This window comes from Bacillus mesophilum (assembly GCF_008923265.1).
Taxonomy (GTDB): Bacteria; Bacillota; Bacilli; order Bacillales; family Cytobacillaceae; genus Cytobacillus; species Cytobacillus mesophilum.
The window spans coordinates 391,933-406,787 of sequence record NZ_WBOT01000001.1; the positions used below are offsets into that span (position 1 = coordinate 391,933).

Annotated in this window: 14 protein-coding genes; 13 read left to right on the forward strand and 1 reads right to left on the reverse strand. The window is 40.1% G+C overall.

What is annotated here, in order from left to right:
- Positions 1-208 precede the first annotated feature (208 nt).
- The 10 genes from def to spoVM all read left to right on the forward strand — a co-directional run bounded on the left by def (position 209) and on the right by spoVM (position 9,442).
- Positions 209-694 (forward strand): peptide deformylase, encoded by a 486-nt coding sequence (def, locus tag F7732_RS01980; RefSeq protein ID WP_151572020.1) that lies wholly within the window; start codon positions 209-211, stop codon positions 692-694.
- On the forward strand, positions 691-1,641 hold the full coding sequence (gene fmt, locus F7732_RS01985) for a methionyl-tRNA formyltransferase (protein ID WP_151572021.1): 951 nt from the start codon (positions 691-693) through the stop codon (positions 1,639-1,641). The genes def and fmt overlap by 4 nt, the downstream gene beginning before the upstream one ends.
- A complete protein-coding gene (rsmB, locus tag F7732_RS01990) occupies positions 1,638-2,993 on the forward strand; it encodes a 16S rRNA (cytosine(967)-C(5))-methyltransferase RsmB (RefSeq protein WP_151572022.1) in 1,356 nt (451 codons plus the stop codon). The genes fmt and rsmB overlap by 4 nt, the downstream gene beginning before the upstream one ends.
- Positions 2,994-4,076 (forward strand): dual-specificity RNA methyltransferase RlmN, encoded by a 1,083-nt coding sequence (gene rlmN / locus F7732_RS01995; protein ID WP_066446746.1) that lies wholly within the window; start codon positions 2,994-2,996, stop codon positions 4,074-4,076.
- A 6-nt stretch (positions 4,077-4,082) separates the two neighbouring features.
- Entirely contained in the window at positions 4,083-4,832 is a 750-nt protein-coding gene (locus F7732_RS02000) for a Stp1/IreP family PP2C-type Ser/Thr phosphatase (protein WP_151572023.1), read from the forward strand.
- A 9-nt stretch (positions 4,833-4,841) separates the two neighbouring features.
- Positions 4,842-6,818 carry a Stk1 family PASTA domain-containing Ser/Thr kinase gene (gene pknB, locus F7732_RS02005; protein WP_275670912.1) on the forward strand — a complete coding sequence of 659 codons (1,977 nt, stop codon included), beginning with the start codon at positions 4,842-4,844 and terminating at the stop codon, positions 6,816-6,818.
- A 20-nt stretch (positions 6,819-6,838) separates the two neighbouring features.
- Positions 6,839-7,720, forward strand: a complete 882-nt coding sequence (gene rsgA / locus F7732_RS02010) for a ribosome small subunit-dependent GTPase A (protein ID WP_151572025.1) — start codon at positions 6,839-6,841, stop codon at positions 7,718-7,720.
- A 2-nt stretch (positions 7,721-7,722) separates the two neighbouring features.
- Positions 7,723-8,367, forward strand: a complete 645-nt coding sequence (gene rpe, locus F7732_RS02015; protein WP_151572026.1) for a ribulose-phosphate 3-epimerase — start codon at positions 7,723-7,725, stop codon at positions 8,365-8,367.
- A 249-nt stretch (positions 8,368-8,616) separates the two neighbouring features.
- The gene (locus tag F7732_RS02020; protein WP_151572027.1) at positions 8,617-9,267 is read left to right on the forward strand and encodes a thiamine diphosphokinase; all 651 of its coding nucleotides are present in this window, start codon (positions 8,617-8,619) and stop codon (positions 9,265-9,267) included.
- 94 nt (positions 9,268-9,361) lie between these two features.
- Complete coding sequence (spoVM, locus tag F7732_RS02025; protein WP_019381739.1) at positions 9,362-9,442, forward strand: stage V sporulation protein SpoVM; 81 nt, start codon at positions 9,362-9,364, stop codon at positions 9,440-9,442.
- Positions 9,443-9,757: 315 nt separating this feature from the next.
- Here the strand turns inward: spoVM and rpmB are convergent, their stop codons facing one another.
- Entirely contained in the window at positions 9,758-9,946 is a 189-nt protein-coding gene (rpmB, locus tag F7732_RS02030; protein WP_019381740.1) for a 50S ribosomal protein L28, read from the reverse strand.
- A gap of 360 nt (positions 9,947-10,306) precedes the next feature.
- Here rpmB and F7732_RS02035 point away from each other — a divergent pair, with 360 nt between their 5' ends.
- From F7732_RS02035 to recG, 3 genes are all read left to right on the forward strand, one after another.
- Entirely contained in the window at positions 10,307-10,669 is a 363-nt protein-coding gene (locus F7732_RS02035; protein ID WP_066446730.1) for an Asp23/Gls24 family envelope stress response protein, read from the forward strand.
- 16 nt (positions 10,670-10,685) lie between these two features.
- A complete protein-coding gene (locus F7732_RS02040; RefSeq protein WP_151572028.1) occupies positions 10,686-12,362 on the forward strand; it encodes a DAK2 domain-containing protein in 1,677 nt (558 codons plus the stop codon).
- A 362-nt stretch (positions 12,363-12,724) separates the two neighbouring features.
- Entirely contained in the window at positions 12,725-14,776 is a 2,052-nt protein-coding gene (gene recG, locus F7732_RS02045; protein WP_151572029.1) for an ATP-dependent DNA helicase RecG, read from the forward strand.
- The last annotated feature ends 79 nt before the right edge of the window (positions 14,777-14,855 follow it).

Consider the following 14,855-nt stretch of genomic DNA (forward strand, 5'->3'; position numbering starts at 1 on the left):
GGAAAGCGAGTACCATGGAGTGGAAATCTACTCAAACTCTTCGTTAATAAGATTTTAATAAATAATAATGTTATAACCTTGATTTCAAAGAAACACTTATGAACTTATAGAAATTTGTGAAAACTAGAGAAAATACAATATGTAATGCACGTTAATTGAACAAAGCGCTGTTAGAAACGCGTTACGATAGAGTTGGAGGAAATATATTTTGGCAATTAGAAAAATCGTTATGCATCCTGACCCGATTTTAGAGGAACAGTGTGAACCTGTTAAAGTATTTGATAAAAAATTAACTAAACTTCTAAACGATATGTATGATACAATGATTGAATTTGATGGAGTAGGACTCGCTGCCCCGCAAATTGGACTGAATATCCAAGTGGCCGTTGTCGATATTGATGATGAAACAGGTACCATTGAAATGATCAATCCTGTTGTCGTGGAAACAGCAGGCGAAGTTACAGATGTCGAAGGCTGTTTAAGTTTTCCTGGGTTATATGGAGAAGTGTCAAGACCCGAAACAGTAAAGATTAAAGCGCAGGATCGGACAGGTAAATTTTATAAGCTTGAAGCAGAAGGATTTTTAGCAAGAGCGATTTTGCATGAAATTGATCATTTGAATGGCATTCTGTTTACATCCAAGGTTTCAAGATATATAGAAGAACACGAACTTGAAGGGATGGAAGAGGAATGACAAAAATTATTTTTATGGGAACTCCAGACTTTTCAGTCCCTATTCTGCAGCAGCTTTTAAGTGATGGCTATGATGTAATTGCAGTGGTAACACAGCCGGACCGACCTGTTGGCAGGAAAAAAGTGCTGACTCCTCCACCGGTTAAGGCAGAAGCTGTAAAAAGAGGGATTCCAGTATATCAGCCTGAAAAAATCCGCAATCCTGAAGAATTGCAGCCTATTTTGGATTTACAGCCTGATTTAGTCGTAACGGCAGCATTTGGTCAAATCTTGCCTAAAGCATTGCTGGACGCCCCTAAATTTGGCTGTATTAATGTTCATGCATCACTTCTGCCGGAACTGCGCGGCGGGGCGCCGATTCATTATGCAATCATGCAGGGGAAAGAAAAAACAGGCATTACCATCATGTATATGGCTGAAAAATTAGATGCAGGCGATATATTAACACAAGCAGAAGTCGTTATTACAGAAGACGATAATGTTGGAACTCTTCACGATAAATTAAGTGAGACTGGCTGCAAACTTCTTTCCGAAACATTGCCAAAGCTCATAAACAGTGAATTAAAACCAATCGTTCAAGACGATGCTTTGGCAACTTTTGCTTCCAATATTAAGCGTGAGCAGGAAAAGATTGATTGGACGAAAAATGGCGAAGAAATCTACAATCATATTCGCGGTCTAAATCCATGGCCAGTTGCTTACACAACCGTAGAAGGAGCAGTTTTAAAAGTTTGGAAAGCTGAGAAAGTAAAAATTGCTGAAACTTTTAATCCAGGCACCATTTTAGAGACAGATGATCAAGGGTTAACGATTGCATCAGGTAATCAAACAGCAATTAAAATAGTTGAACTGCAGCCTTCAGGAAAGAAAAAAATGGATGCAGGAGAATATTTAAGAGGTGCTGGCACGAAGCTGGCAAAAGGGTTTGTATTAGGGGATCATTCATGAAAAAGACGGCAAAGAAAAATGTGCGTGAAACAGCACTTGAGCTATTAACAGCAATTGAAAAAAACCAGTCTTACAGCAATCTTCTGCTCAATAATGCGATTAACAAAAATGAATTAAGTCCAAAGGATGCTGCACTGCTGACGGAAATAACTTATGGAACATTACAGCGCCAGATGACGCTGGACTTTCTTTTACAGCCTTTTATTAAAAACAGTAAAAAGCTTGAAAGCTGGGTGATTCAGCTTCTTCGTTTAACGGTCTATCAGCTTGTTTATTTAGACAAAATTCCTGATCATGCTGCTTTAAATGAAGCAGTTGAATTAGCAAAAAAGCGTGGTCATAAGGGAATTGCCGGTCTCGTTAATGGAGTACTAAGGAACTTTCAGCGCAGCGGTGTTCCTTCACTTGATTCTATTACAGATCCAATTGAACGAATCTCCATTGAAACAAGCCATCCGGTTTGGCTGGTCAAACGCTGGGCTGAACAGCTGGGCATCGAAAAAACAAGAGAAATGTGTTTGCTGAATCTTACTGCACCGCTGCAAACAGCCAGAGTGAATACAGTTAAAGCAACACGGGAAGAAGTGCTTCACATGCTGCTCGAGGAAGGGTTTGAAGTAGAAGAAAGTCCGTTTCTGCCCGTTGCCATTAAGTGCAAACGCGGGAATTTGGCCCGTTCTAATGCATTTAAAGAAGGCTATCTGACCATTCAGGATGAGAGTTCGATGCTTGCAGCCTACGCTCTTGGCGCCAGTCAGGATGAGGAGATTCTTGATGCATGTGCAGCTCCAGGAGGGAAATCCACTCATATTGCTGAGAGGATGCAAAATAGCGGAACACTCGTTTCGTTAGACCTTCATGAGCATAAAGTAAAACTTATAAAAGATAATGCAAGCAGGCTTGGACTTGAGAACATTACGGCTAAAGCAATGGATAGCAGAACAGTCCAAGACCATTTTGAACCAGAAAGCTTTGATCGGATTCTTCTCGATGCTCCTTGTTCAGGGCTAGGTGTCATGAGAAGAAAGCCTGATATGAAGTACACAAAAAAAGAAGAAGACCTTTCTAATCTTCATAACATCCAAATGAATTTATTAACCGCTGCTGCCCCTTTATTAAAAAAAGGTGGTATCCTAGTTTATAGTACTTGTACAATTGACAAGGAAGAAAATATAAAGACAGTTGAAGCATTTTTACAAAAACATAAAGATTTTGAAGCGGATGCAGCATTAAAATCCAGAATGCCTGAGGCAATCAAGCCTTTAGTAACTGATTTTGAGCTGCAAATACTGCCGCAGGATATAGGATCAGACGGCTTTTATATAGCAAGTCTAAGAAAGAAGGTGCAATAAATGGTACAAGCAACAAAAGACAAAACAGCAACAGAACAAAAACCTTCCATTTATTCTTTACAGCTGCACGAGCTGAGAGATTGGTTAAAGGATCATAACGAAAAAGCATTCAGAGCTGAACAAATTTTTGATTGGCTTTATACAAAAAGAGTAACAACGTTCGAGGATATGACGAATTTATCAAAGTCACTCCGCGAAAATCTGGCTGAACAGTTTACCATTACGACATTGAATACGCTAATTCAGCAGCAATCATCTGACGGAACAATTAAGTTTCTTTTTGAACTCCATGATGGCTACTCCATTGAAACCGTTCTGATGAGACATGAGTACGGAAACTCAATCTGTGTAACGACTCAAGTTGGCTGCAGAATCGGCTGTACATTTTGCGCTTCAACCCTTGGCGGTTTAAAACGTAATTTAGAAGCAGGAGAAATCGTTGCTCAGGTCGTAAAAGTACAACAGGCATTAGATGAGACGGATGAGAGAGTAAGTTCTGTTGTTATTATGGGAATTGGCGAACCATTTGATAATTATGATTCCATGATGTCTTTCTTAAAGATCATCAATCATGATCAAGGCTTAAACATTGGTGCTCGTCATATTACCGTTTCAACAAGCGGAATCATACCAAAAATCTATAAATTTGCTGATGAAAACATGCAAATCAACTTTGCTATTTCTCTTCATGCTCCAAATACAGAAATAAGAAGCCGTTTAATGCCGATTAATAGAGCCTATAAACTGCCGGATCTTATGGAAGCAATTCGCTATTATATCCAAAAGACTGGTCGCCGTGTCAGCTTTGAGTATGGATTATTTGGCGGCGTGAATGATGGCGTAGAGCATGCCGAAGAACTGGCTCAGTTAATTAAAGGTGTAAAGTGTCATGTGAATTTAATTCCAGTTAACTATGTGCCTGAAAGAGACTATGTAAGAACTCCTAGAGAGAAAATCTTCGAATTTGAAAAGACGTTAAAGCAACATGGAGTGAATGTGACCATTCGCCGTGAGCAAGGACATGATATTGATGCAGCATGTGGACAACTTCGTGCGAAGGAGAGAACTGAAGAGACGAGGTGATATCGTATGAAGGCTGTATTTAAGACAGATCGAGGTAAGGTAAGGCAGCATAACGAAGATAATGGAGGCATTTATGAAAATGCCAGCGGACAGCGCCTGGCCATCGTAGCAGATGGCATGGGCGGTCACCGCGCAGGCGATGTCGCAAGCCTTATGGCCACTGAGAATATTGGTGACCGCTTTAAGGAATCTCCTGCTATCCAGACCGCTGAACAAGCAGAACAGTGGCTGAAATCAACCATTGATGAAGTAAATACTATCCTGTTTGAACATGCCCAGGCAGAAGCGGAATGTGAAGGCATGGGAACAACCGTTGTAGCTGCAATTTGTACAGACCGTTTTGCAACCGTTCTAAATGTTGGCGACAGCCGGGGATATATTTTAAATGAAACCGGATTTCAGCAGCTGACTGATGATCATTCGCTGGTCAATGAACTCGTTCGTCAGGGTGAGATTTCGAAAGAAGATGCCGAGCATCATCCAATGAAAAATGTGGTTCTGAGAGCACTTGGAACAGAACCAAGCATTAAAATAGATCTGATGACGATTATGTTTGAAGAGGGAGATAAGCTCTTCCTTTGTTCGGATGGTTTATCAAATAAAGTATCTGAAGCAGAAATGAAAGAAATACTACTGCAGGATGTCTCATTTGAGGAACAGGCAGAAAAGCTAATTGATCTTGCAAATCAATATGGCGGCGAAGATAATATCACTCTAGTCATCATTGAATTTGATGATGTATCTGGAAGAGGGTGATGGATTGTGATGATTGGAAAAAGAATCAGCGGCCGCTATAAAGTCTTGGATATGATTGGCGGAGGCGGCATGGCAAATGTTTATCTTGCTCATGACATGATCCTTGACCGTGATGTAGCCGTGAAAATGCTTCGTCTTGATTTTGTTGATGACGAAGAGTTTATCAGGCGCTTTCATCGTGAGGCGCAGTCTGCTACAAGCCTGGCACATCCTAATATTGTAAGCATTTATGATGTTGGGGAAGAAGATAATATCTATTATATTGTGATGGAGTATGTAAAAGGACAAACATTAAAGCAATACATACAAAAAGCAAGTCCTGTTCGCATTGATGATGCCTTAGAAATTATGAAACAGCTGACAAGTGCCATTTCACATGCACATCAAAATCATATTATCCACCGTGATATAAAGCCGCACAATATTCTCATAGACAACAATGGTGATATAAAAATCACGGATTTTGGAATCGCCATGGCGTTAAGTGCTACTAGTATTACGCAAACCAACTCAGTTCTTGGCTCTGTTCATTATTTATCTCCAGAGCAAGCCCGCGGCGGGATGGCGAATCATAAATCAGATATTTACTCGCTCGGAATAGTTATGTTTGAATTGCTGACTGGCAGACTTCCGTTTTCTGGTGAATCTGCTGTTTCAATCGCTTTAAAGCATTTGCAATCAGAAACACCATCTTTGCGCAGGTGGAATCCGGATATCCCGCAAACTGTGGAAAATATTGTCTTGAAGTCAACAGCAAAAGATCCTTTCCACCGCTATCATTCTGTCGAAGAAATGGAAGAGGATCTCGCTACAGCTTTAAATCCGGAACGTGCCAACGAGCCTAAGTTTCATATTGCTCAAGATGATGATGCAACAAAAGCGATACCTGTTATATCATCTGATAAAATGTATCCGCCGACAGAGGAAACGCTTATCCACGGGAGGGAAACAGCTGTAAAGCAAACTCAGGCTGATACAGCAGGAAGTCAACCCAAAAAGGAAAAAAAGAAAAAGAAAAAGAAGAGCAAGTGGCCAGTCATTTTAATATCAATTTTCTTTAGTTTAATTGTTCTTGGTCTGTTAGCCGTATTTGTCTTGCCGGATCTGCTTTCTCCTAAAGATATCGAAGTGCCTGACGTTTCGGAGGAAAATATTGATGATGCGATTGATCAGCTCGTTGCTGCAGGTTTTACCATTGGTGAAACAATTACGGTAAACGATGAAGAAGTTGAAGCAGGCCTTGTCATTAAAACGGATCCAAAAGCAGGCAGCATTGCAAAGGAAGGAAAAGAGATTGATATTTATGAAAGCATTGGAAAAGAACAATATGAATTAGAAGATTATGTCGGCCAGTCATTCTCAGAGGTTGAGCGGAAGCTGCGGGATGAGCAATTCCAGGATATTGTAAAAAATGAAGTGAACAGCGATGAAGAAGCTGGCACCATTATAGACCAAAATTTCTCAGAAGGTGACCTCGTTGTTCCGGGAGATACTGAACTGGAATTTACCGTCAGTATTGGTCCAAAGCCAATACCATTAAAAGATTTAAGCGGTTATAATAACAAAGGTCTTGATGAATATGCTGAATCGACAGGCTTAAAGGTTAGTGTAGCAAGAGAAGAGTACCATGAAAGTGTTCCGGCAGGGCTTGTGATCTCACAAGAGCCAGCGGCTGGTACTGAAATGTCTAAAGGAAGTACTGTGAATGTGGTCTTATCTAAAGGTGTAGAAGAACTTCCTCTTCAAGAGGTGATTGAGGAAGTAGATATTCCTTATGAGCCATTAGAAGAAGGAGCTGAGCAGGAAATCCAGCTATACATTGAAGATGCAGATCGAAACATGACAGAAGCAGCCGATGTGTTTACCATCACTGAAAATAAAAGAATAAGTATTCAGCTTAATATTGCCCATGGAACAAATGCAGGTTATAAAATTATCCGTGACAATAGTGTATTGCTGGAAAAAACGGTACCATATCCTGAATAATAAGAGTAAGGAGTGCTGCTATGCCTGAAGGTAAAATTATTAAGGCGCTGAGCGGATTTTATTATGTACTGAACGAGGGAAATGTTATTCAATGCAGAGGCAGGGGTGTTTTTCGAAAAAATAAAATTACCCCTCTTGTCGGCGATGAAGTTGTCTATCAGGCAGAAAATATTCAAGAAGGTTATATTTTAGAAGTAAAAGAGCGGAAAAATGAATTAGTAAGACCTCCGATAGCCAATGTTGACCAAGCTATTCTTGTGTTTTCAGCGGTTGAGCCCGATTTCAGCACAGCCCTGCTTGATCGCTTCCTTGTTCTAGTTGAATACAATCATATTAGACCCGTTATATGCATTACGAAAATGGACTTAACAACAGCCGAGCAAAAAGAATTAATCCACTCTTATGCAGAGGATTATCGAAATGCAGGCTACGAAGTTATGCTGACATCATCTGAAACAGAAGAAGGCATAAAGGAATTGCTTCCTTTGCTGGAAGGTGAGATCTCCGTATTTGCGGGACAATCAGGTGTAGGGAAATCATCATTGCTCAATGCATTAAGACCAGATCTCGAACTGAAAACAGACGATATCTCAACCCATCTTGGACGCGGAAAGCATACAACAAGACATGTTGAGCTTATTTCTGTGGGGGAGGGACATGTGGCAGATACTCCCGGTTTCAGTTCACTGGAATTTATGGAGATTGAAGCAGAAGATTTAAACTACTGTTTTCCTGATATTGAATTGCTAAGTGAAGAATGTAAGTTTCGCGGCTGTCTTCATATTAAGGAGCCGAAATGTGCTGTTAAAGCGGCAGCAGAATCAGGCGAATTGCCCCAATACCGATATGAGCATTATACAAGTTTTTTAGAAGAAATAAAGGATAGAAAGCCGAGGTATTAGTTATGGTGAAAATAGCGCCATCCATTTTATCTGCAGATTTTGCGCGACTGGGTGAAGAGATCAAGGATGTTGAAGCAGGAGGAGCCGACTATATACATGTAGATGTTATGGATGGGCACTATGTTCCGAATATTACAATCGGGCCGCTTGTGGTGGAAGCGATCCGTCCGATTACCGATCTTCCGCTGGATGTTCATCTTATGATTGAAAAGCCAGATCAATATATTGAAGCCTTTGCTCGAGCTGGAGCAAACTATATTACAGTCCATGTAGAAGCGTGTACCCATTTACACCGCACCATTCAGCTTATTAAATCTTATGGAGTAAAAGCAGGAGTGGTATTAAATCCTGCTACACCGGCTGAGATGATTAAGCCAATTCTTGAAGATGTGGATATGGTCTTATTGATGACCGTTAATCCAGGATTTGGCGGTCAGAAGTTTATTCCTTCTGTACTGCCAAAAATAAAGGCTATCAGAAATTGGGCTGATGAGCTTGGCATTGATCTTGAGATTGAAGTAGACGGCGGGGTAAACGAAGAAACAGCTAAACTCTGTGTTGAAGCAGGAGCGAATGTTCTTGTAGCTGGTTCAGCTGTTTTCAATGAAAAGGATCGGGCAAAAGCGATTGAAGCCTTGCGTGTATAGGGTATTACCTCTAAAGTCAGCCATAATAGGCTGGCTTTTTTCACATAGTGAAAGACTGAGCACGCATGGTAAGGATTTCGCCTGGTGTATAAGCAGGACTAATCTGAAACGGTCATATAGATCAAACGTTTTGTTTTACCAAAGGAAGAATTCCTTGCGTTAAATGAGTTGACGAGCATGTTCTACAGGGAATACCTATTTAGAAGCAATAAAAATTACTTTAACAAATAAGTCACTAAGGAGGATAAAATGAATATTAATATTCTTGCAGGAGGTCCGCTTGAACGGCTGCCATCGTTTGAAAACTACAAAACAGAAGAGGATCTATGGATTGGTGTTGATAAGGGTGTTTTTACGTTGCTTTCGCAGAATATCCAGCCTTATCGCGCTTTCGGTGATTTTGACTCTGTTACAGAAGAGGAATGGGCATTAATAGAATTAAATGTAGAGAGCATTCATCGCTTTCAGCCCGAAAAAGATGAAACAGATATGGAGCATGCACTTAACTGGGCGCTTTCAGAAAATCCTAAAAAAATTCGTTTATTTGGTGCAACTGGCGGAAGAATGGACCATTTTTTTGCGAATGTACAGCTATTAATTAAGCCTTTAAATAATAATGAAGAAATATCAGTTGAAATCATAGATATTCAGAATAAAATATTTATGACGAAACCAGGAACCTATTCTATTCAAACTGACAGTGATTATCAATATATCTCTTTTATACCGATCTCTGGTGAAGTCGAAGGATTAACTCTCAAAGGATTTAAATATCCATTAACTGACTGTCATATTCCGATCAGTTCGACACTATGTATTAGTAATGAACTTGTTGATGATTCTGGTACTTTTTCTTATAAACAAGGCATATTAATGGTGATAAGGAGCAATGATTTATAAATATCATGATCTGTTTTTAACATGAGGCAGCAAGCGGCAACAGCAAAAAAAGCAATGATGGGCAAGGCATGACTTGTGAGGAGGGACATAAAGAATGAGATTTTATACAATTAAACTGCCAAAATTTTTGGGCGGGATTGTCCGCGCCATGCTGGGAACGTTTAAAAAAGGATAATCATAGCAAGAGCACTCTTACTTCTTATAGCACCTTTGCAGGGTGCTTTATTTTTTCGATCCTAAAATCTATGTAAGCATGCTTTAGACTGGCAGAAACAAAAGAAAGGGTGAATGGAGCCGATTAACATCGGCTTCTGTTCACAGTAAGGAATACGAGTGTCCGTACAGGTATGGAAGTAAAAGCAAATTAGTAAATTCCAATAAAAGACGGAGCTCCGTTAAAAATGAAAAAAGGACATCTATAAAGATGTCCTTTCGCATATTAATCAAGCCAGATGACCAGCCGTGAAGCTGTCCGCCTTAAGCTTTCCTATTATACGCGTTCTACTTTACCTGATTTAAGTGCTCTTGCAGAAACCCAAACACGTTTAGGCTTACCGTCTACAAGAATGCGAACCTTTTGAAGGTTTGCGCCCCAAGTACGCTTGTTAGCGTTCATAGCATGTGAGCGAGCATTGCCCGAAGTTGTCTTTTTACCAGTTACAACACATTTGCGTGGCATGTAATTTCCCTCCTTACTAACCAAAGCTGAAAGATCCTTCATGCTTTATTTGCAATTTGTTAGATCCATCTGTATTAATGAGAAAACAGCAATCTGTTTCCGGCCATTAAAAGATACTTTAATAATTTATCATACATTTACAATCCTTGCAATAGCTGAACTCATAGCTTTCAAGAAAAATTCCTTGACATACAATTATATTAGACAAGCTATAATAAGAAGTGGAAAGTATAACTTTTAATAATGGTGTTCATATAGTACAATGTTCTGTATGAATAGTGTGAAGAGCGTAATAGCGGAAAATCTGTCTCTTGTAACTTTCACTTTTCGAAAAGCAATTTCCAAAAGGGGGAACGAATTATGTCCATCGAATTAAAAACGAATTTTGGGCAAATTGATATCTCAAATGATGTAATCGCTACAATCGCAGGAGGAGCTGCTGTGGATTGTTATGGAATCGTAGGGATGGCATCCAAAAATCAAATAAAAGATGGTTTAACCGATATTTTGCGCAAAGAAAATTTTACACGCGGAGTCGTCGTTCGCCAGGAAAATGATGAAGTACATATTGATATGTATATTATAGTAAGTTATGGAACGAAAATTTCCGAGGTTGCTCACAATGTTCAATCAAAGGTTAAGTATACATTGGACAAGACGGTCGGCCTTAGTACAGACTCAGTAAATATTTTCGTTCAGGGAGTTCGTGTAACTAACCCGTAGTGAGGAGGAAAGATTTGTGTCAACTAAAGTTTTAGATGGAAAACAATTTGCGCGAATGATTCTGCAAGGTGCGAACCACCTATCTGCAAATGCAAAATTGGTGGATGCATTAAATGTTTTCCCTGTTCCGGATGGAGATACTGGAACAAATATGAATTTGTCGATGACTTCTGGTGCAAAGGAAGTTAAAAATAATGTGAATTCCCACATTGGCAAGGTAGGAACTGCACTATCAAAGGGATTATTGATGGGTGCGCGTGGAAATTCAGGTGTTATTCTATCTCAATTATTCCGTGGTTTTTCAAAAGCAATCGAACAAAAAGAAACAATTAACGGAAAAGAATTTGCTGCAGCATTTGATATCGGTGTAGCCACTGCGTATAAAGCGGTTATGAAACCAGTTGAAGGTACCATCTTAACCGTGGCAAAGGATGCCGGGAAAAAAGCAGTTGCTGTTGCTGAAACAGAGGACGATCTCATTGTCATTATGGAAGCGATTGTAAAAGAAGCAAAGGCTTCATTAAATCGCACTCCAGACTTACTGCCTGTTCTAAAAGAAGTAGGTGTTGTTGACAGCGGCGGTCAAGGTCTTGTATTTGTATACGAAGGCTTTTTAGCTGAGCTAAAGGGTGAAGACCTGCCTGAAGCCCCACAAAGCCTGCCGAAAATGGATGAGCTTGTTAGCGCTGAGCATCATAAGAGTGTACAAAGCCACATGAACACAGAGGATATCGTATATGGATATTGCACTGAGTTTATGGTGAAATTCGAAGATGAAAAGCTTTCTAAGCAGCCTTTTAAAGAAGAGAAGTTCCGCCAGGATTTAAGTAAATATGGCGATTCGCTGCTGGTCATTGCAGATGATGAATTAGTAAAGGTTCATATTCACTCTGAACAGCCAGGCGACTGTCTCACTTACGGCCAGCGCTATGGAAGCTTAATCAACATGAAAATCGAAAATATGCGCCAGCAGCATACAAATCTCTTATTCGATGAACCGGCACCTGCTCCTGCAGCGAAAAAACCGGAAGAACAAAAAGAATATGGCATTGTGACCGTTTCAATGGGAAGCGGAATTGCTGATCTGTTCAAAAGCCTTGGTGCTCATGCAGTAATTGAAGGCGGGCAAACGATGAATCCTAGCACAGAGGACATCGTAAAGGCAATTAAAGATGTCAATGCTAAAAAAGTCATCATTCTGCCAAATAATAAAAATATTGTCATGGCAGCTGAACAAGCAGCTCAAGTTTCAGAAGTTGAAGCAATCGTTGTGCCTTCTAAAACAGTACCTCAAGGTATGTCTGCTTTACTTGCTTTTAATCCGGGTGCAGAGATTTCGGAAAATGAGCAAAGCATGAAAGATGCTTTACAGCATGTTAAGACAGGCCAAATTACATTTGCTGTCCGTGATACAAGCATTGATGGCCTTGAAATTGCCAAAGATGACTTTATGGGCATTGAAGAAGGGAAAATTGTTGTTAAAAGCAAAGACAAAGTCCAAGCTGCAACAGACCTTCTTGCTAAAATGATTGATGAGGATTCTGAAATTCTTACAGTTCTTAAAGGTGAAGATGCATCTCAAGAAGATGTTGACCGTCTTGTAAGTTTTGTAGAAGAACAATATGGTGAAGTTGAAATTGAAGTCCATGATGGGAAACAGCCGTTATATGCCTTCATTTTTGCAATTGAATAAAATCAAAAATGGCAGCTGACTAGGCTGCCGTTTTTTTATGCCTTCATATTCCTAAATAAGCATCCGAATATGGGAGGCTGAACCTCATATTACTTTATTTTATCTTGAAGCTTAGTCTTTGTCTTCGATTCACTGACTTGTAAAAGAGCAAGTTTTCTTTTGTGCATAGAAAAAAGATTTGCCTCCAAATAGAGGTATGTGTCTCATAAGTGAACTTCATCTAAAAAATGGAACGGTTGTTTGTATGTATGGTATGCTTTATAAAAGAAATGAATGAAAGATAAGTAATATATGATAAAAGGTCGGGGAGGTTTAGCGGCTGCACGGCAGGGAACATCTGCATAAAAGTGCCCGCTTGCGAAATGGTAAATGACATGTTAAAACAGCCAGTTACAGTCGTAAAAGGGATTGGCGGTGAGACTGCAGAAGCACTCGCTGACATGAACATTCAGACTGTATCTGATTTGCTGGAATATTTTCCATACAGATATGAAGACTACAGGTTGAAAGATTTAGAGAGCATAAAGCATGAAGAGCGAATCACTGTTGAAGGAATTGTTCATAGTGAACCGAGTTTAATGTACTATGGCAAAAAACGTTCAAGATTGACGCTTAGAGTGCTCATTGGCAGAGTACTAGTGCAGGCAGTCATCTTTAACCAGCCATATTTAAAAAATAAAATCACTTTAAACAGCACCGTCACACTGACTGGAAAGTGGGATCAGCATCGCCAAATGATTACAGTTAATGAACTGCATGCAGGTCCATATGCGAGTGAAAAAGAATTTGAACCTGTGTATGGTGTAAAAGGGAAGGTTACTGTTAAAGGGCTGAGGAGATTTATAAACCTTGCATTCTCCCAATACGGTGAATATATATCTGAACTGCTGCCAGAGCGTTATTTATTTTCTTATAAGCTTCTGGATCGTAAAACAGCCATGCAGATCATGCATTTTCCTTCTGGAAGCAACGACTTAAAACAGGCGCGCAGACGGTTTGTTTATGAGGAGTTTTTCTATTTTCAGTTAAAAATGCAGGCGCTGCGAAAAATGGAGCGAGAGAATTCAAAGGGTGTTGCTCAATCATATGATTTAGACCAGCTCAATCTTTATATAGATTCCATGCCTTTTTCACTGACAAATGCCCAGAAAAGGGTAGTGAATGAAATATTAACTGATATGAAGTCACCATTCCGGATGAATCGTCTCCTGCAGGGAGATGTTGGTTCAGGTAAAACAGCTGTGGCTTCAATTGCATTGTTTGCAAGTAAAACAGCTGGTTTTCAAGGAGCGTTAATGGTTCCAACTGAGATACTTGCCGATCAGCATGCGTCATCACTACAAGAAATGCTATCGCCATTAGGTCTAAAATGTGAATTGCTTACAAGCTCAATTAAAGGAAAAAGGCGCAGAGAAATCCTGGAAGAGTTAAAAAATGGCGAAATTGATATTTTAATTGGCACCCACGCGCTCATCCAAGAGGAAGTGGTGTTTAAGAAGCTTGGACTTGTTATTACTGATGAACAGCACCGATTCGGAGTGAATCAGCGCCGGGTGCTGAGAGAAAAAGGGGAAAGCCCTGATGTCCTATTTATGACAGCAACCCCGATTCCGCGTACCCTTGCCATTACTGCTTTCGGAGAAATGGATGTTTCGATTATTGATGAAATGCCTGCTGGAAGAAAGGCAATAGAAACATACTGGGCTAAACCAGACATGCTTGACCGTGTCCTGCGTTTTATGGAGAAAGAGCTGTCAAAGAATAGGCAGGTCTATGTAATCTGCCCGCTCATAGAAGAATCAGACAAGCTTGATGTTCAAAATGCCATCGATGTGCATGCTACTATGATGCAGTATTTTCAAGGCAGATACCATACAGGTTTAATGCATGGCAGACTCCACTCTGATGAGAAGGATGCCGTAATGCAGGCATTTAGCCGGAATGAAGTGCAAATTCTTGTTTCTACTACCGTTGTAGAGGTTGGTGTTAATGTTCCAAATGCGACCATGATGGTGATTTATGATGCCGAAAGATTTGGCCTCTCACAGCTCCATCAGCTCCGCGGACGAGTTGGAAGAGGAGACCAGCAATCTTATTGTATTTTGCTTGCTGATCCTAAATCGGAGGTTGGCAAAGAGCGGATGAAAATTATGACCGAAACGAATGATGGCTTTGTTCTAAGCGAAAAGGATTTGGAACTGCGCGGACCTGGTGACTTCTTTGGGAGAAAACAAAGCGGTTTGCCCGAGTTCAAGGTTGCTGATATGGTTCATGATTATCGCGCGCTGGAAACAGCAAGAAATGATGCTGCTGAATTAATTCAGTCAGAACCTTTCTGGCAGGATGAAGAATTTGCAGACCTAAGACAGTATCTGAAAAATAGCGGTGTACTGGAAGGGGAAAAATTAGACTGACCTCACGATCAAAAAGGGTAAAAAGCTTATTTTTTCTTGCAATAAGCAGCGATCAATTATATACTACTATTAGTACCTA